Raw genomic sequence first — 19493 nt, 5'->3', positions numbered from 1 at the left:
CACCTATAATAAAGCTTTATGAATTAAGGCTCCAACATGGTATAAATCGTTTTCTAAAACGGTATCAAATTCTTTTGCTGCATTAGCTGCATCTTTAAGACCAAGACTACCTAGTGCCATTAAGTAATGGCAATGTTGCTCGTGGCGTATTTGCATGTCCTCTTCAAAGATTAATAAATCTGGAAGTGAAACGGCAAAGTAATCCATTTCGAATGGTACGAACAACTGTTTCTCGCCATATTTAAGTAATCTATTGTATCTACCTCTAGCATCGGCCTCACAACCTAATTTTTCTAAGGCAAGACCTTGGTAATAAATCTTATCAGGTTGCTGATCGTTATAATATAAAGCAGCTGTTGGTTCTGATTGACCTATGGCAGCCATCTCCCAATATTTTTTGGCCGACTCCATATCTCCTAAACCTTCGTATGCTACTCCCATATGGAAGTGAATATCATTTTCTTCAGCTCCAGGAAGCTTTCCTTCACCTAAATTATCAGGATAATAATCCGTTTGGTTTAGATGGTCAATAGCTAACTTAAACTCTCCGTTAGCAATGGCTTTCTTAGCCAATTCAATATGGGCGTATAAATACTGACCTGATACTTTACCTTCTCCACCTTCCCATGGGTGGAACTGACGTGCCATAATCATTTCTAAAGCTTTTGCATACTCACCTTTTAAATTGGTAAGAGTAACACGCTCAAGATATAAATCATCACGGAAGTTTACGGCATCAAGGTTATCTTCAAGTACTGCTAAACGAGCATCAAGACTATCGCCCATCTTCTTATAAAGCTGATCTAGCTCCATTAAGATACGCGCATCTGTTTTATCCAAATTATAAGCAGTCTCTAACGCTACACGTGCTTTTTGAGGATTGTTCTGCTTGTTGTAATAAGCCAAAGCTAAGTTACGGTGTACAGTAGGGAATGAAGCATCTAAGTCTTTAGATTTTTCCCAACACTCAACTGCATTATCGTGCTGACGAGCACCATACCAGAAGTTACCTGCATAGTAATATGCTTTACTATCTGTTGGGTTTACTTCTGTTGCATATTGTAATGCAATAAGTTCTTCTAATTTATTAGGGAAACAGTACTCTGGATCCATATCGGCAGCTTTCTTTAAAGATGCTAAAGCAGCAGCCTCGTCGCCAGCTAAGTGATGGTAGTATCCATGGAAATATTGTGCCGTAGCGTAAACGTTTCCTTTATCTGCAAGATGGATATTTATAAAATCGATAGCTTCTGTATAGAAACCTGCTTGTGCATAATCTAAAGAGAATTCAATAAAGTTGTGTACATAATCGCGCATCAACTCTTTTAATTCATCAAGAATAGCTTGGTCGTTTGTGATCAAGAATTTCTCGTATGATGCACCAAAGTTAAATTGATCCAATTTCAGAGTTTCCTCGATAAGAGCCAATGCCTCTTCAGTTCTGTTTGCACGACGCAACAACATAATTTTAAGATGACGCGCTTTTTGATTTACCCAGTTACGGATTAATGAGCGGTCAACTAACTCTAATGCTTTTGCTACATCTCCTTTGATAGAATCTAACTGCGCACAGTGGAAGAAACCTGAATCTTGCCAAGCACCATTCCAGGTTGCTTTAAATAAGTTGTCGTACGCCTCTTTGTTTTTACCTTGATATCTTAAACAAAGACCTAAGTTATATAATGGCTCGCCATCGTATGGATTTGGACTGCGTTCTGTAAGTGTTTCAATTGCTGTGCGGAAATAAGGTTCTGCTTTAGCAAACTCACCACGTTTCATATACCACGCACCCATTGCATTGTTACAACGCACATCGCTAGGCTCACGCTTTAATCCTTCTAAATAATAATCCAATGGATTAAAAGTTGCATGACGATACTGCTCAAGATGAAGACCACGTAAGAAAAGTTGCTCTACTGAATTTATTTCTTCAGGTTTTTTAGCCGCTTTTGCTGCATCAGGAATTGGCTTTAACTCAGCCGGAGCAGTTTGCCAATCAACAACCGCATTTCCATCGGCATCAACAATGGCTAAATAGCAATCATCCATGTTAATATCCGCTTTAAGCTTATGCTCAAAACTCATTTCAGGATTCATATCTACTTTCTCTTCAAAAAGTGTTTTACCTTCTGATTTTAATACGATAGTAGAACCTGGGAAAATACCTGTAGTATATGCTTTAACAACATACTCATCACCTTCTAGCTCAAGGTTAACCATACCATCCTTAGTTGCATTTTTCACTACACCAAGGTCGCGGTAAGGCATAAAGTATTGCTTAAAACTCTTCTCCTCAAATGGTTGTAACCAAGTAAAATCGGGTTGATTATCTGTGTAAACACCACACATTAACTCAATATACGGGCCATCTTCGTCAGTTAAATTTCTGTCCCATGCCTGTCCGAAATCACCATGTCCCCAAGTCCATTGCTTTTTACCTGGTGATTGGTGATGATCTGCAACGTGTAATAATCCACCTTGAGAATCGTTTTCAAAACCACCTACAAAATCGTGCTCCGACTTAATAGCCATGTAACTTGTTGGTACTGGTACATTCTTATATTTAGAAATATCAACACCCGAAGAATAATCAACTTTGTAATACTCACCTGTTGCGATTGGGAAACTAGATACATCACGTTTACCATGATCGAAAACTGCATTTACATCAGGTGGAAATACCGATTGGTAATCATCATTAACCTTAACAGCTGGGTTTGCCCACCATAGGAATGTTTGAGGATGATTGGTACGGTTATATAGTTTTACTTTAATTTCTAAGTAAGCTTTATCGGGATGTAAAGTAAAACCTGCCATACCCTTGGTACGGAACATACGCTCTACTTCGCTACACCATACGGTAACACTTCCATCCTCGTTATATTCAATTTTAGAATCTACCGGATCGTAAGTTGAAGGACGGTGATGCTGAGGCCAGTTGAACTCAATACCTCCAGAAATCCAAGGTCCTGTTAACCCTACTAAAGCAGGTTTAATTACTTGGTTATAATAAACAAAATGACGCTCCTTGGTTTTATCATATGCCATTTGAACACGACCGCCTAATTCAGGTAAAATCATGATCTTAACAAAGTCATTCTCCAAGTAAACTGCATTCCAAACTTTATCTTCTTTCTCATCCTCAATCTTTTCGATTACTGGATGTGGATAAACAACACCACTGCTTCCTTGGTAAACTCTTTTTTCAAGAAAGATTGGGTTTTTCTCAGGCTTACCAATACCATAAGTAGGGATTGTTACCGCCTCGTTCCAAGCTTTTACTGTTGTTTTCATAATTGTTAATTTTGAAATCTGGGACGTTTAATTCTAAGACCTATCCTATTCTGTTATGAATAAGGTAAGAACATCACCAATTATATTTTTTTACTATTTTATTATATTGAATTATTTATCAGACTTAATCAATTCGCTTTCAATTTCCTCGAGCGACTTACCTTTTGTTTCAGGAAGTTTTAAATGAATAAACAGATATCCTGCACCGCAGATTATACCGTATACCCAAAACGTACCCGATGCCCCAAAAGATGAATTAAGAAGTGGGAAAGTATAAGTTAACAAGAAACTTGCTATCCATAACGATGCTGTAGCTATTGACATGGCAGCTCCGCGTACTTTGTTTGGAAATATTTCGGATAAAACAACCCATGTGATTGGACCTAATGTCATTGCATAACAAGCTATGGCTAATACTACCAAAACCAATAACATTACTCCAGATATTTGGAAGTAGTAAGCTGCGCCAATCAGGCAATATATCCCAACCAAACAAGCTGAACCAATCTTCATAAGGGTTCTTCTTCCTAATTTATCCACAGTGAAGATGGCCATAAATGTAAATACTAGATTTACACTTCCGGTGATAACAATATTCATTAAGGTATCTGAAACACCGTAACCTGCTGCTTTAAAAATCTCATCGGCATAATTAAATATCACATTAATACCACACCATTGCTGAAATGCTGCTAAAACAATCCCTACAATAAGAACCGTTCTCATACTTGGATGAAAAATTGCAGAAAGAGTAGACTTGTTATCATCCTTATCTAAAGCTCTTTTAATATTATTAGATTCGACCATGGCATAAGCATTACCGCCAATTTTTTCTAATATATTATGCACTTGTGTTTCGTTTCCATTTTGCGCTAACCACCTCGGACTTTCGGGTACAAAAAACATTAGTACAAAAAACAAACCTGCTGGTATAGTTTCTGCCCAAAACATAATACGCCATCCCATCTGTCCGTTCCATGAATTAAGAATTTCTAGGTCTGTGGCATCAATTGAGACTGGTTCTGCAATTTGCCAATTGGCAATTTGAGCTGCTAGGATACCAATTACTATAGTCAATTGATTTAGTGACACAAAGCGTCCTCTAAGACTACTAGGTGAAACCTCTGCAATATACATTGGGGATAGGTTTGATGCTAAACCTATACCAATTCCTCCAAGAATACGATAAAAAATAAACATCGAATAACTATCTGTTGCACCTGTTCCGATAGCTGAGGCTGTAAAAAGAAACGCCGAAAAAATTAACAATCTTTTCCTTCCGTATTTATCACTAAGTGCTCCCGATATCATTGCACCTAATAAACATCCAATTAGAGCGCAGCTCATAGTCCATCCTTGCAGAAATGGTGAGTTAGCGATATCAAAAAAGCGCTCGTAAAAAGGCTTTGCTCCTCCGATAACAACCCAGTCGTAACCAAAAAGCAATCCCCCTAAAGCAGACACCAATGATATCCCTAATAAATAGCGTGTATTATATTGTATTTTGCTCATTCTTCTATTATTAATATTCAAAAAGACTATTCTATTACTTTAACCAACATTACAAATAAAGGGCATTCAACTAAAGTACAAAATGGAACATTTCAGCAAAAAACTAGAGAATATTACTAATATTGAATTAATACATTATTATCTGTAATAAATAGGCTAAAAAGAAGATTTTTCAACAAAAAAATAGCCAATATCTATAATAAGAATTAACATGTTTTATTAATAAAATCTTGTAACTTGCACACCCCCTAGTATGCCCCTGACAATAAATAACACAAATAATAAAAACACTACTTATGGCTAAGATCGAAGGTTTCAAAAACCAACGAACCATAATAATCCCTGACTATATTATTAATGAAATTGAAAATGATCCATTTAAATGTAACTTATATATTACAGATATAGGTTATTATCCTGACGCAAATGATCATTATAGATCTAGACCAAAAGGATGCCCTCAATATATACTTATGTATTGTATTAAAGGCCAGGGATGGATCGAATTCAATAATAAGAGAATAACAATTCATCAAAACCAGTATTTTGTAATACCGCCCAATACACCTCACAATTATGGTTGTTCGGTAAATGATCCTTGGAGTATTTATTGGGTTCATTATTCGGGTACAAATGCACATAACTTTACCGAGAGCCTTGACGAAGCAAATACTATTACACCCTCACAGGTTGATAGAATAGACGATCGGATTAATATTTTTAAGGAAATAATTACAAGCCTTGAGATGGGTTTTAGTAAAGAGAACATCGGATACTCAAGCATACTGTTAGGATACTTTTTGTCCACCTTTAAATACATTGACCAATTTAGGCATATACGCACAACCAAAGAAGGGGATGCCATTGGTAAGAGTATCTTGTATATGAAAAATAATATTCAAAATAAGATATCATTGGATGAACTTGCGGAAAACGTTGCTCTATCGGCCTCTTACTATTCTTCAGAATTTAAGCGCAGAACGGGTAAATCGCCAATTGATTATTTAACCAACCTTAGAATACAGGAAGCTTGCCAATTACTTGATCATACCTCTTTACGCATTAAAGAGATTGCAATTAAAATTGGCTTTGATGATCCGTTTTACTTTTCACGCGTGTTTAGAAATATTATGGGAGTATCACCAAAAAAATACAAATCGAATCCGAAAGGATAATATTTTTAATAAAAAAATCCTGCGTCTGAATTATTCAGAGTCGCAGGATTTAATAAAATTGAGCTCAATATAAATTATTTGGGTAATATCTTATACCACATGGTATGCCTTATTTAGACATTACAATTGTAGTAACTGATTTTCCTGATAGTTTAGGCTTTAATTTTTTTAGCTTTGTGTGCTCGAGGTTTTTATCTTCGGATGTTTCATAAGCAGAAATGGTATAATCCTTAATATTATCTATTCCGTCAATACTTATGGATTTACTTGCATTAGTATAGTTAATGGCTACTAAAACAATTTGATTGTTTGATTGATAAGCTGAAATCATAAGGTCCTGAGACTTCTCTACATCTGATGAGTCTGATAAATAATCAACATCAATACGTTTCATTCCGGGTTGAACAAATCTACTATAGTTACCAAAGGCCCACAGCAACTTAGAATCTAGTGGAGTACCATCATACTTGGCTTTTTCACTATCAAAATTACCATCGGTATCTAAATAAATTAATCCGTCTTTAAAATCGCATTGCGATAAAGCCGTCCACCATTGCCATGAAGTAGCATTAGCTAATACTAAGTCACTATGCATAATACGTGCTACAAACAAAGCCGTTCCCATACCCAAGTCTCGTTTACGACCTTGTCCAATATCATCGTTTTTTTCCAATACGCAATATTCACTTTGCCAAAATGATACATCAGGATTAATATTCTGGATGGTCTTATTAAGTCTATTACGAGTATCTACCAAAGTTTGAACTGGCCATGTTGAAAAATAACTATGCCCTGAAATGGTATTTTTAACATGTGGCAAATCGCCAATGTAAGTAGCACACTCCGGATTAAAAAAGAAATTAACCTGATCTGCTCTTTCTTTTACATTACGAAGTCGCTTTACTTCATCCGAAGACTCTATTGCATAATCAGATAAATGCTCTAGCATACCTGATTCTCCCAAAACAATTTCACAATCTATTTCACGATCATTAAGCTCCTTTGATAAATACTTAGTCAGCAAATACAAATCTTCATTGGATGCAGGACTTCCCTCCTGACTACCACTATCCCAACCCCATTGTGGTTCATTCATAGGACTGATGTAATTGATATTTATATTTTTCTCGTTATTAAAATATTCAACCACATCACTCATGTACTTGGCAAAACTAGATATCTCACCTGATTTTATATTGAGTTGTGTCGTTCCTTTATCAGAAAAAGCTTTACCATTACTGGTGTATTGCACAGGTGGCGAAATCATAAAAGCTAAAAAATTCTCTACTCCATAGCCTTTTGCTTTCTCTAAGAACCATTGTTGACCTTGCTGTTTATTCCAATCAAAAGTACCATCAGGTGATAAAAAACATTCGCCTCTGCGCCATTCGTTTTTAATACCGCTAGAATCTGCCTGTTCTGTACTTCCTGCTCCCAGATAAAATCGCCAGGTTGATAAGCCAATTCCTTTAGGATTTCCTTTGGTATCAAGCTCTTTACTAAAAAGCCATTCTGCTATTTGCTCTTTTTTCTCGATAGGCCAATTTTTACCAACAAATTGACATCGCCAAGCATCAGAAGCGCCCCAACTATGTATGGTTTGTAATTCGGCATCCGTATTAAGGGATACCGAAATTACATCATTTTTTTTTGCACTTACCAATGAGGTGTGCACCATAATTACAGCAAACAATAAATAAAATAAGCGCATAATTAACCTTATTATTCAATAATTTCTACTTCAGCAATTGCTGTATATGGTTTTCCGTTTTGAGAAGAAAGCACCTTAATTTTAATATATCTGCAATCAAATTTACTCTCGTCCATATATTCTTGCGAAAATAAAATATCGTGATAAGGCTCTCCTTCTTTACACTGACCAACAACCTGTGGTTTATCGAATGAAGCCTTATCTTTGCTTATATAAACTTCAAATTCTTTAACATGTCCGTTTCCACCTTTTGATCCTCGTTGAACCAAACGTATTCCTTTAATTGATAATACCTCTGAGGCATCAATCACAATTTCGTGAGGAAATTCTTGCTCATTGCCATTCCACTCAGTATGCCATAAACTTCCGTGATCTCCGTCAAGAACATTCTTAGCTTCGTAACCTTTTTGACCTGGAGTGCTGCTTACAATAGTAGAACTTTGCCAAGGATGTTTACTTAAAAATAAATCATCTAAGTCTGTTTGAGCTATTTCAACCTTTGGAGCAAAGGCATCCGATTGAGCGTAAGTTTGTAGTGATTTAAGCATTTGACGCGCAACTGGTCTTTCGTCTAAATTATTAGTGATATCAAAGGCCGAAATAATTAATGACCCTTTACCAACCTTCACTTCCATTACACCTGAGAGCTTAGCATTACGAGCAAAATTATCAATAACCTGAACAATAGGATCAATCTCGGCATTAAGATCTGAGATATCAATAACAGACATTTCTCTGGTCATATCCCACCATTGCCAATTGCTATGATAATCCGTTGGAAAATCAGCCAAAGCATCATGCTCAGGGTTACATAAAATACCCATTGTACCTGCTTGTTTTGGAAAGTGAACCGGGCTCCAGAATACAGGAACAAATTTTCCGCTCACCTTTTTCTTCATATTACGAACCGAAGGATTATAAATTACTTTTCTTCCTTTAGCTAAGGCAGCCTTTACTTCATCCAAATCGTTTGAAACTAATACACCTTTTGGTTTGCTAACTTTATCAGTTGGATACACCCAAAGATCCCAAGTATTTTCAACCTCGGTATTGTTAATTTGAGCTGATAAGGTAAAGTGAGTGGCTTTATCCAAGCTACTAAAATCGATATTAATATCTCCAAAAATAAAATACTCACCTTGAGCTACAGCATTATTATTAAAGCTTCCCTCTTTAAATACATTTCCTTTTTGATCAGCCAAAACCCATTTAACTTCGGCATTATCAAATTTATTGGCCGAGTAATTGGCAAATTCAATAACCCCTTTAAAGGTTTGATTATTTTCATAAATAAAATGATCAGTACGAAGCAACAGTACAGATTGAGAACAAAATGCCTTAAACGACTTTTCGGTAATAATGCCTTTTGATTCCCAAAATGCATCTAACAAACCAACATGAGCTGTACTTTGCCCAGGAAAATCGGTCAACTGTAACAACTGAAAACCTGCCTGATTTGGTGTACGGAAAGCTCTCTCTATTTCTTCTTTATAAAGTAACTCAGCTAATTTACCCGATGCCAAAGTAAAATCCTCAGCTTGGTGTAATAAACCTTTTTCGCGTAAATCTTCTCTAATGGTAACCAAAGAAAAAGGATCTAATACTCCATCGTATTTTTCAATTTCGGCCATACGTGGATATACCGAGTATTGTCCGATCTCATGTGAGATAAGTGGCACTGGTAATCCATCTATCGAAGCACGGTAATCATCTTTACTATTCGGAGAGAACTCATTAAAGAATCCTTGTCCTCGTACCCATCCTTTTTTGGTAATTTGAGTAATAAAATATTGCTCCGATGGCTCAGCCCACTTACCATGCCCTTTTTGGAAAGTAAATGCAGAAACTGAATATAAATGACGGTTATCTAACTTACGTAAATCGTTAACCATTGCATTCATATAATCGTAATCACCTTCCAGCTCATTACCTAAAGTAAATAAACAAAACGAAGGATGATTTCCGTATTCTTTGATCATTCGCTCAGCTTCTTGATTAAAGAAAACGTTGGTTGGTTCATCTTTACCAAAATTAAAACTCCACGATGGTAATTCAACCTGCAAATAAACCCCTAATTGATCGGCAGCTTCAAAGGCAGCCTTTGGCGGACACCAAGAGTGGTAACGAATATGGTTTAATCCATAGTCTTTAGTAGCCTTCATAATTTTTATCCAATCTTGTAATTCCGTTGGCGGATGACCCGTTTTAGGATAGATAGAACAATCTAAAGTACCACGTAAGAATATTTTATCACCATTCAAGCGAAAGAAATGACCATCAGATACAAGATCACGCATCCCAAAGGTTGTTTCGTATTTACTTGTAAATTCCTTTTTACCTTTTCCTCCGGCAATACATACTTTTAAATTATAAACGTTGGGCGAAAATTCGCTCCACATATATTTTTCATCGCCTAATGCGTATTCTAACTCAACAATACTTTCTCCAGGTTCAAAAGTCTGCTCAGCAATAATTTCGTTTACCTTATGGTTTTTTACATTGGCTGACAAATTCACACTACCTTTTACTGCTTTTTTATTGCCGTTATTAATAGTGAGTGCTACTTTAACTGTATTCGCTGTAACATTAGGATATGTTGCCACATGGCTAATTCTGATAGGGTCATGAGCTGTTATATCCATATCGCCTAAAATACCATTCCAAATTGTTTGGGTTTCTTCGGTATAAGCGTGTGATAAACCCACATCAAAATGCTGAGTATTATCAACTGCTATAGCAATACTATGTGTTCCGGGCGTTAAATATTCACTAACATTATATTTATGCGGAGCTATCAAACTATTTTGAGTATCCACTTTTTTACCGTCAATAAATAGTTCTGAAGTCCATTTTACCATTTCAAGGTTTAAATCAATGTACTTCCCTTTCCAATCGGCAGGAATCTCAACTTGACGATAGTACCAAGCTTTACCAATAAAAGCATATTTTCTGAAAAGGTGCTCAAATGGCTTTTGAATGGTATCGGTATTTAATTGCGTACCTAATTTAAAATTATCAGTGGTTCCGGGTAAATTAACTTCTTTATCAAAATCTGTAGCAATAGTATTTGCATTAGAAACTGAATTTTCATCATCAAGCTTCACTTTCCACTTTCCATGGAGTGAAATATTTTGCTGTGCCATTAATCCGGATATACCGAAAAACAAACAGGCCAATGCCATAATATGGCGATACTTAAGGCTTCTCTTTACTTTACTCATAATAGATAACTATTAAATACTATAGATGTATTCTCCCATAGAGATAATACACTTTTTTAAAACTTATTTACTCTCACAAAATCTTACTATTTATAGAATTCAACAATAGAATAAGGCATGAAAAAAATGGATTATATGATTGTACTATCACTACGATTTGCAGGAATAAATTTAATTCTGAGTATCTGCTTTTAAGATAGATATAGGAAGGACACATTATTTATATCAAAAAATAAAAAATAAGGTATGTAAATTGACATTAGATATATACATCAAAGGTAATAAGTATATTGTATTATATCTCAGCCTATATATAATTGTCCATTATTAGGCATAAAAACTCCATTTCTTAAAAGAAATCTTATCTGTTAATTTATCGTATAAAATAATAACCACAAGATATTTTTTCATGAAAAAAAAATGGAATAGGCAACACACACGAAGTCTTATAATAATGCTGTTCAGTTCTGCTTTATTTGGATTTCTTTTAAGTAGCTGCTCAAGCAAAGTTAGTACGAGTATTGACTTAACTGGCAAATGGAATTTTAAAATTGATAGCCTAGGTGTAGGCGAATATCAACAATGGTATTTTTTAGATCTTGAAGAGACTATTGAACTTCCAGGCTCAATGCCTGAGCGCAAAAAAGGAAATATTGTTGGATACGATACCAAATTTACAGCCAATACTTGGAAAGAATATGACGAAGGAAAATCTTGGCGCGATGACGAAAACTATAAACCTTATTTAAACAATGATACTTTTAGATTTCCCTTCTGGCTCATCTCCGATTATCATTATGTAGGTGCTGCTTGGTATCAAAAGGAAGTTATGATACCTGAAAATTGGAATGGTAAAAGCATTGAACTTTACCTAGAACGACCGCACTGGGAAACCCGAGTATGGATTAATGGAAATTACATCGGATTACAAAATGCATTAGGTTTAGGGCATCGTTACAATGTTGGTAAATACTTAAAAACAGGCCTCAATAAAATAACAATTTGTGTAGATAATAGCATAAAGGATATTGATGTTGGTATTGATTCACATAGCATTAGTGATAATACACAAAGTAACTGGAACGGTATAGTTGGAGATATTAAACTTATTCAAAAGGATGCCATATCCATTTCTAACGTTAAAATATATCCCGACATACACAAAAAGCTCGCTCAACTAGAAATTAGTGTTAAAAATGAAACGCCTAAAAAGCAAATGGGCAACTTAAAGGTTTCCGCTAAAGCTATCAATTCTAAAAACAAGCATAAGGTTAAAGATGTATACCTGAGCTATGCAATTGCTCGAGATTCAACTACTATTGTTATGAATTATCCGATGGGTGATGAAGTGCAATTATGGGATGAATTTAATCCAAACTTGTACGAACTAAGTGTTGAGATCGAATCAGCTGGATATAAGGATGCATTTACAAGCAATTTTGGGATGCGTGAATTCCAAAACCAAGGCAAAGGTTTTGTAATTAATAAGCGCCCGGTTTACCTACGTGGCACTTTAGATTGTGCTATTTTTCCCAAAACAGGGTATCCGCCAACTACGATTGAACCTTGGGAAAGAATTATAAATATTTGTAAGGCACATGGATTAAACCATATTCGTTTTCATTCGTGGTGTCCACCAAAGGCAGCTTTTGATGCAGCTGATAAACTGGGATTTTATTATCAGGTAGAAGCATCATCGTGGGCAAATATACTAGGTGACAGTACAGCACTAGATCAATGGGTATACGACGAAAGTGAGAGAATGGTAGCAGAATACGGCAACCACCCTTCCTTTTGTTTAATGCCATATGGCAACGAGCCTCATGGCCAACACCATAAAGCCTACCTAACAGAATTTGTTAAGTATTGGAAAGCCAAAGGAGATACAAGACGTGTATACTCCACTGGGGCAGGATGGCCTATTATTCCGGAAAACGAATTTCATAATACACACCGTGGCACACGTATTCAAGGATGGAACCAGAACCTAAATAGTGTTATTAACAAAGAAGCCCCTCGTAGCGATTACGATTGGGAAAGTACAGTGGCTGATTTAACAGCGCCTATGATTAGCCATGAAACGGGTCAATGGTGTGTTTATCCTAACTTTAAGGAAATATCAAAATATGATGGAGTACTTAAAGCGACTAACCTTGAAATATTTCAAAAAAGTCTAGAGGCTCACGGAATGCTTCATTTAGCCGATGATTTTGTGAAAGCTTCAGGTAAGCTACAAGCGCTTTGCTACAAAGCAGATATTGAAGCAGCATTAAGAACCAAGGGATTTGGCGGTTTTCAATTGTTAGATTTAAATGACTTTACTGGCCAAGGAACAGCACTTGTTGGAATATTAGATCCTTTTTGGGATGAAAAGGGATACATCTCACCTGAAGAATTTAAACAATTCTGCAATGAAACGGTGCCTTTAGCTCGATTTAAAAAAATGATTTTTACGAGTAACGAAACCATAAGTTGCGATATAGAAATTGCTCATTATGGTGCGAGCCCGTTGAAACAAGTAGTACCTAATTGGAAAATAGTAGATGAAAAAGGGAAAACAGTTAAGGAAGGTACCTTAATAAAAACAGATATTAATTGGGGACATAATATTAAGCTAGGTTCTATAAACGAAACAATTAATATTGAGAAAGCTGCAAAATATCAACTACAAGTAGATGTAGCAGGGTTTATAAACACTTGGGATTTTTGGGTATACCCAACTAAACTACCATCAATTGAAGACAAGGTACTACTTGTATCCAAACTTAATAAGGAAGCTATTGATGCACTCGAAAAAGGCGGTAAAGTTCTACTCACCATTGAAAAAGGCAGTATAAAAAATGGCAAAGGTGGCGAGGTTGCCGTAGGTTTTTCAAGTATGTTTTGGAATACAGCCTGGACCAATGGGCAAGAACCTCATACACTAGGTATTTTATGCGACCCTAAGCATCAGGCACTAGCTAATTTCCCTACGGAGTATCACTCCAATTGGCAATGGTGGGATGCCATGAGTCATTCCAACGCTATTTCTCTTGAGGACTTTAAGTCGCAACCTACACCAATTGTGCGCATTATTGACGACTGGGTTACCAACCGCAGCTTAGCCCTTATTTTTGAGGCTAAAGTGGGCAAAGGTAAATTGATGATGACGGGAGTTGACTTGCAAAAAGAGTTGGAAAATAGGCCCGAGGCTCGCCAATTACTTTTCAGTTTAAAAGATTATATGAATAGTAATCAATTTAATCCGCAAACTGAAATATCAATTAATGAAATAAGAGATCTTTTTATAGAAGATAATTAGATATAAAGTTCAGAAATATTTAACAAGAGGCTGTCTTATAGTGAAATAATTCAGCCTCTTGATTTTTTTAATTATGCAGCTATAATATAAACTGCAGATTATGAAGTACTCGTAAATTATATAAGTAAGTTCCGTTACACTAGGTCTATCTTTACCAAAAGGTCTTGTACTTTAGTTCCTTGTTACTCACTTTATATTCTAACAACTCCCCACATTGTTTAAACACTTCATGCTCTGAAGAACTTGTTATTTCTATAAACTTATTATATGTTTCTATACTCAATTGATCTTGCAAAAGCATAAGCTCCGCTGCCAAAAGTGCAAGTTCCAAAGAATCTCCTTTCATATATTCCAACAAGCTAGTTTCGGCTCTGGTATTATTTAAATAAAATGCTTTTATCGCCTGTATAAATATATCTGCAGGAGGATAATTATCATCTTGTAAATCACTCATACATTTATTAAAGCCAAACATTCTGCAGTGGCTATAAAGCCCAATTGCAGACCAATAACGAACAATATCATTTCTATTATCACTAGCATTAAGTAATTCTTTTATTTTATTCTTTTCTCCAATTAAGAAAGCTGTTTCAACAACCTTCTTTACAGGATAGAATTCCTCATCTCGGCTCAATTCATACGGACTCAACCCTGATATTTTATGACTATACTCTGGTATAAAATGGGCATCTCTTTTATTAATTAATTCCTGCTTAAGAAGGTCTTTCATTTTAGCGATTTCTTGAGACAGTCCCTTCTTATTAATAAGGTTATGCACTTCCCATTCATCATTTTCTAAGTCAAAAAATGTAGCAGAGCTTAATTCTTCAATTATATATGACTGCGTCTTATTTAATCGTCCCTTCTTAAAATCATCTCTAATTAAATCATTTTGCTTAGAAGCATCAAAATACTTTTGCCAGCGCATTTCGGGTTGAAATGGCATAAAATGATGATTATACATCCATCTTCCATCGGTTATACTCCTACTAAGAGTCAGGTTTTCGCCTGTTTTATCAAGGCTTCCATAGGAATATTGGCGTTTAGGTTTTTCATCATTTCCAAATATAGGAAACCCTTCTATGTAATCAGGACTTTGAATGCCACATAAAGTCAACACTGTTGCTGTTAAGTCAGTAAAATCAACAACATCGTTAACAATAACACCTCCACTACCCCATGGCGATAGATACTTATATTTTTCGGGTATCCATACTATTAAAGGTACGCGATATCCCATTGCTCTCGCATGTGCTTTACCTCCAACTATACCTTCTCCATGATCGCTAAAACAAAAAACAATGGTATTATCACGCAATCCTTCATTTTCGAGGCGTTCTAAAATATCGCCAAAGAATTTATCCGTAAGTTGTATGCTATTGTATACGCGCGAATGCTCTTTGCGCATAGCATTCGAGTCGTATAAGTAAGGGGGCATATCAAAAGCATCATCCTTTATAACATCACCTGTATCAATATTGTCTAATATTTGCTCTTTATACCTCCACCAAGGATTAGTCATTACCCTACTCTGATGACTATGCGCACAGTTAAATACCGAGAAAAAAGGTTGACCATCCTTACGCTTCCACCATCCGGCATTGTTGGACGATTCATCCCAAGCTGTTTGAATAAAGTGACGTGCTTTTGAAGTATTGTAATCGGTTTTAGAGTTATTACTGGTATAATACCCTTGCTGCCTCAAGTAAGTTGGAAAGGCCTCAATAAAATTAGGAACTGCATATGAACTTCGGTGATGTCCTGTACCATATTTCGTAGGCCTAGTCCCGGTGATTAACGCATACCTACTTGGCGAACATACAGTTCCTGTTGAGAAAGCAGAGGTAAAACGTAATCCTTCGGATGCTAAGCCATCCATTACAGGAGTTTTTGCAGCATTATTTCCATAACATCCAATGTATTGAGGTGACGTATCTTCAAAGGTTAACCATAGAATATTTGGTTTGCTAGATGGCTTCTGAGCCAATACTGTGATTGAAGTATTTAGCAAGAACAGCAATAAAAAAAATAACTTACTCACTTTTATAAAAATCATATATCAGAAAATTTTACAAAAAAAAAGAGCTACCAATTAAGATAGCCCTTTAATTAACCCGAATTATGCGCATAAAAACATTCTAACACATAATTCGGATGAATGCATATAACAAATTATTAGTCGTTAATAATCATACTTCCCCACCAATCTTTATTTGGTTTCCAATCTTCTTTGTACATGTCTGTACGTTGTTTTTCAAGATTGGCTTTCGTATTTCTCATTCTTCTTTTTACGTAAGCCTTACGCTTAGCATCATCATATTGAGGATCTGCTTTTGGATATTTAGCATGCACACTCTCTAACCATCCAAAAAGCTGAGCTTTCAATTGCTCTGTAAGTTCAGTATTTTGCTTCGATAGGTCATTGTTTTCACCAATATCTTCAGCTAGATTATATAATTCAATATGTTGATCATCCCAAAAATAAAGTAATTTCCAATTGCCCTGGCGAACCATTGAAGCTGGATCTCCACCTTGATTTCCGTAATGTGGATAATGCCAATATAAAGGACGATCATCCATTTTTTGATTCATCAATGCAGGCTTTAAACTAATACCATCGGCATGCGCCTTAGGCTCTAAAGGAGCATTTACTAAATCTAATACAGTTGGGTAAAAATCAACACCACTTGCTGGTGTGCTATTCCAAGTTCCATGATTATCCATCCAAGGAACCGAAATAATATATGGAATACGAATACCCCCTTCGTAGGCCTGTCCTTTACCTCCTTTTAATGGCGCATTAGATGTTGAATAACCATCACCTGAAGTTACCCCACCATTATCTGATGTGAAAATCACGATTGTATTCTCATCTAAACCTAATTCTTTTAAACCTTCAAGAACAACACCAACGGCATCATCCATTGTTTCTACTAAACCTGCGTAAACTGGGTGATCTTGATTTTTTCTGCGTGGCAACAAAGGATCCTCAACAAAACCCTCATCTTCAACACCTTTTGCAAGTATCTTTTTTCTGTATTTACTCCATTTCTCTTCCGAAGTTTGAATTGGCCCATGTACAGCGTAAAATGATAAAAATGCAAAGAATGGCTCATCTTTATTAGCTTTTAAAAACGATACCGTTTCATCAGCTAAACGCATTGAAAGATTTTCGCCTGGTTTACGGTTCTCCATTTTAGGATTAATAAATGGATCGAAATAACCACCTTTAGGACCTCCAACTTCCCATCCACCAATATTGATATCGAAACCATGATCTTCTGGTGTAGAACCTACATCTCCGGCGTGCCATTTACCAGCAAAAAAGGTTTTATATCCATTTTTCTTCATGGCCTTAGCCCATGTTAAATTTTGGTTAGAAAAACCATGCTCATATTCCGGAGGCAATAACTTACTAAACTGACCGTAAGCGCGCCAATCTTCGCCAGAGCTATCACCTATCCAAGTAGTAACGCCATGGCGTGCAGGAAACTGACCTGTTTGTAAACTAACTCTAGAAGGGCTACAAACCTGACAAGCTGCATAACCATCTGAGAAACGAACCCCATTGGCTGCTAATTCATCTAAATTTGGAGTTTCATACAAATCGCTACCTGTACAAGCTAAATCGGCATATCCTAAATCATCAGCTACAATAAAAACCACATTGGGTTTTTCTGGAGCTTTTGTTTCTGTTTTTTGACTACTATTGTTGCATGAAACTAGCCCCATAAGGGCTAATGCTGCTATAAAAATCTTATTCATTATTGTGTATTTAGTATTTTACAATCTATTATTCCACTTCTAATACAAACTTGTAGATGCAGAAAGGTCGGTTTTCATTCATATAGAAAGTAAGGGTATTACCAGTTAAAGCATAATCAGCATTTTCTAGAATAGTCATTGGCTGTGGGATATTAGTTTCGCTGCTTGCTGGCATAAATAATTGGTGCGATTTTACCGACTTAACAGTTTCTCCTTCTATATCCATATCAACACGTGACCAAACATTTAAATGACCTACAACATATACAACTAGTTCATTTTCATCTTTTGAGGCAATAGCACGCATTCGCTCACCATTTTCGCCCATTTTACCATCGGTAACTTTTAAAGATTGTCCTTTAAAGTTTTCAGCTAAATCGCCAAATAGTTGACCCGTTGGATAAATAATATTAAAGGCTGGATTAAACAACCCTAATCCAACAATACTTGTATTTAATGGAGGCCAAAAAGCACCAACATCAGCGCCCGATCTACCAAACTCATAAACCTGCTCTACCAATAGGTTTGCTCCTTCAGCGTACATTTTATGATTGTTATAATCCTTAGATGGTGCCCATTCTGAAAGGTGTACATAATCTTTACCCAAGTTATCTCTACACCCTTGAATCAATTCAACTAACATATCAATATGATGATTAGGAGAATTAGATGGAGGATTGTAACCTGCATATGGGTGTAAAGCTGAACCATCAATTAAATCAAGTTGATCGGCAAATACTTCATTGATTTTAGCAAATTCTTTAGGATAAACGAAATCACCATTTACTAGAAGCTTAAACTCAGCATCAGGATACTCTGCTCTTATAAAGATGGCAATCTCCTTTGCGATGTGCGCATAATTCTCAAGCTTTTTAGTTCTATTTTTTCCGCCTGCATATTGCAACCACCACTCATTGCCAATTTCTACGGTCATGATATTACTTGGCCCAGTTAAATCAATGGCATCTTTAGCCATTTCTGTACAATATTTAATCCCTGCATCCCAAGCTTCAGTATTTAATGTTGCATTCATTGCTTTTACTGTAGGCACAACAATACTTAAACTTTTTGGATTAGAGGCCAAAACCTGTTCTATGGTAGCTCCGTTTTCCTCAGGAATTTTATCCCACTCTGGAGTGGTATTGGTTTTCCAATCGTAAAATTCAGACTCCCACCCTCCAGGAAACCTCAGGTTTTGAGCATTTATTTGTGATAATGACGATGTGAATTTTGAAAAATTATCACTACTAATAACAGACCAATCGTTATTTACACCTAATAAATAAGGCGAAATTGCAATTGCATCTTCTTTATGAATTTTAATGTTAGTTTGGTATCTAGAGTTATTAAATTCACTGGAATCCTTTGGCTCATATGTAAAAGGAGGTGTATAATCAAAAGAACTATCTTCTTCTTTACACTGGCAGAATAAGCTCAATACAAGAGAGAGCAATATAAAATGCCTTAGTCTGAATGATATAATATTTTTCATCGCTATTATAATATTAATTAGA

General features: G+C 35.9%; 9 protein-coding genes. 2 read left to right on the top strand and 7 right to left on the bottom strand.

Annotated features, from left to right (window positions below):
* Positions 1 to 3: 3 nt before the first annotated feature.
* The gene (locus QMO11_RS08075) at positions 4 to 3294 is read right to left on the bottom strand and encodes a DUF5107 domain-containing protein (RefSeq protein ID WP_282036823.1); all 3291 of its coding nucleotides are present in this window, start codon (positions 3292 to 3294) and stop codon (positions 4 to 6) included.
* A gap of 111 nt (positions 3295 to 3405) precedes the next feature.
* Entirely contained in the window at positions 3406 to 4806 is a 1401-nt protein-coding gene (locus tag QMO11_RS08070; protein ID WP_282036822.1) for a sugar porter family MFS transporter, read from the bottom strand.
* A 296-nt stretch (positions 4807 to 5102) separates the two neighbouring features.
* Between QMO11_RS08070 and QMO11_RS08065 the strand changes: the two genes are divergently transcribed.
* A complete protein-coding gene (locus QMO11_RS08065) occupies positions 5103 to 5981 on the top strand; it encodes an AraC family transcriptional regulator (RefSeq protein WP_282036821.1) in 879 nt (292 codons plus the stop codon).
* 109 nt (positions 5982 to 6090) lie between these two features.
* On the opposite strand, the gene QMO11_RS08060 is transcribed toward QMO11_RS08065, so the two are convergent.
* Positions 6091 to 7692, bottom strand: coding sequence for a glycoside hydrolase (locus QMO11_RS08060; RefSeq protein ID WP_282036820.1), 1602 nt, complete (start codon positions 7690 to 7692; stop codon positions 6091 to 6093).
* A gap of 11 nt (positions 7693 to 7703) precedes the next feature.
* On the bottom strand, positions 7704 to 10913 hold the full coding sequence (locus QMO11_RS08055; RefSeq protein ID WP_282036819.1) for a discoidin domain-containing protein: 3210 nt from the start codon (positions 10911 to 10913) through the stop codon (positions 7704 to 7706).
* A gap of 409 nt (positions 10914 to 11322) precedes the next feature.
* On the opposite strand from QMO11_RS08055, the gene QMO11_RS08050 reads away from it, so the two are divergent.
* Complete coding sequence (locus QMO11_RS08050; RefSeq protein ID WP_282036818.1) at positions 11323 to 14214, top strand: sugar-binding domain-containing protein; 2892 nt, start codon at positions 11323 to 11325, stop codon at positions 14212 to 14214.
* A gap of 151 nt (positions 14215 to 14365) precedes the next feature.
* Here QMO11_RS08050 and QMO11_RS08045 read toward each other — a convergent pair whose 3' ends face one another.
* From QMO11_RS08045 to QMO11_RS08035, 3 genes are all read right to left on the bottom strand, one after another.
* On the bottom strand, positions 14366 to 16270 hold the full coding sequence (locus tag QMO11_RS08045) for a sulfatase family protein (RefSeq protein ID WP_282036817.1): 1905 nt from the start codon (positions 16268 to 16270) through the stop codon (positions 14366 to 14368).
* A gap of 119 nt (positions 16271 to 16389) precedes the next feature.
* Positions 16390 to 17979, bottom strand: coding sequence for a sulfatase (locus QMO11_RS08040; protein ID WP_282036816.1), 1590 nt, complete (start codon positions 17977 to 17979; stop codon positions 16390 to 16392).
* A gap of 28 nt (positions 17980 to 18007) precedes the next feature.
* Complete coding sequence (locus tag QMO11_RS08035) at positions 18008 to 19471, bottom strand: hypothetical protein (RefSeq protein ID WP_282036815.1); 1464 nt, start codon at positions 19469 to 19471, stop codon at positions 18008 to 18010.
* Between the last annotated feature and the right edge of the window lie 22 nt (positions 19472 to 19493).

Source organism: Saccharicrinis aurantiacus (genome assembly GCF_947489045.1).
In the GTDB taxonomy this organism is placed as follows: domain Bacteria; phylum Bacteroidota; class Bacteroidia; order Bacteroidales; family Marinilabiliaceae; genus Saccharicrinis; species Saccharicrinis aurantiacus.
Note: the sequence above shows the minus strand (reverse complement) of the source record. Positions and strands in the feature narration are given on the sequence as shown.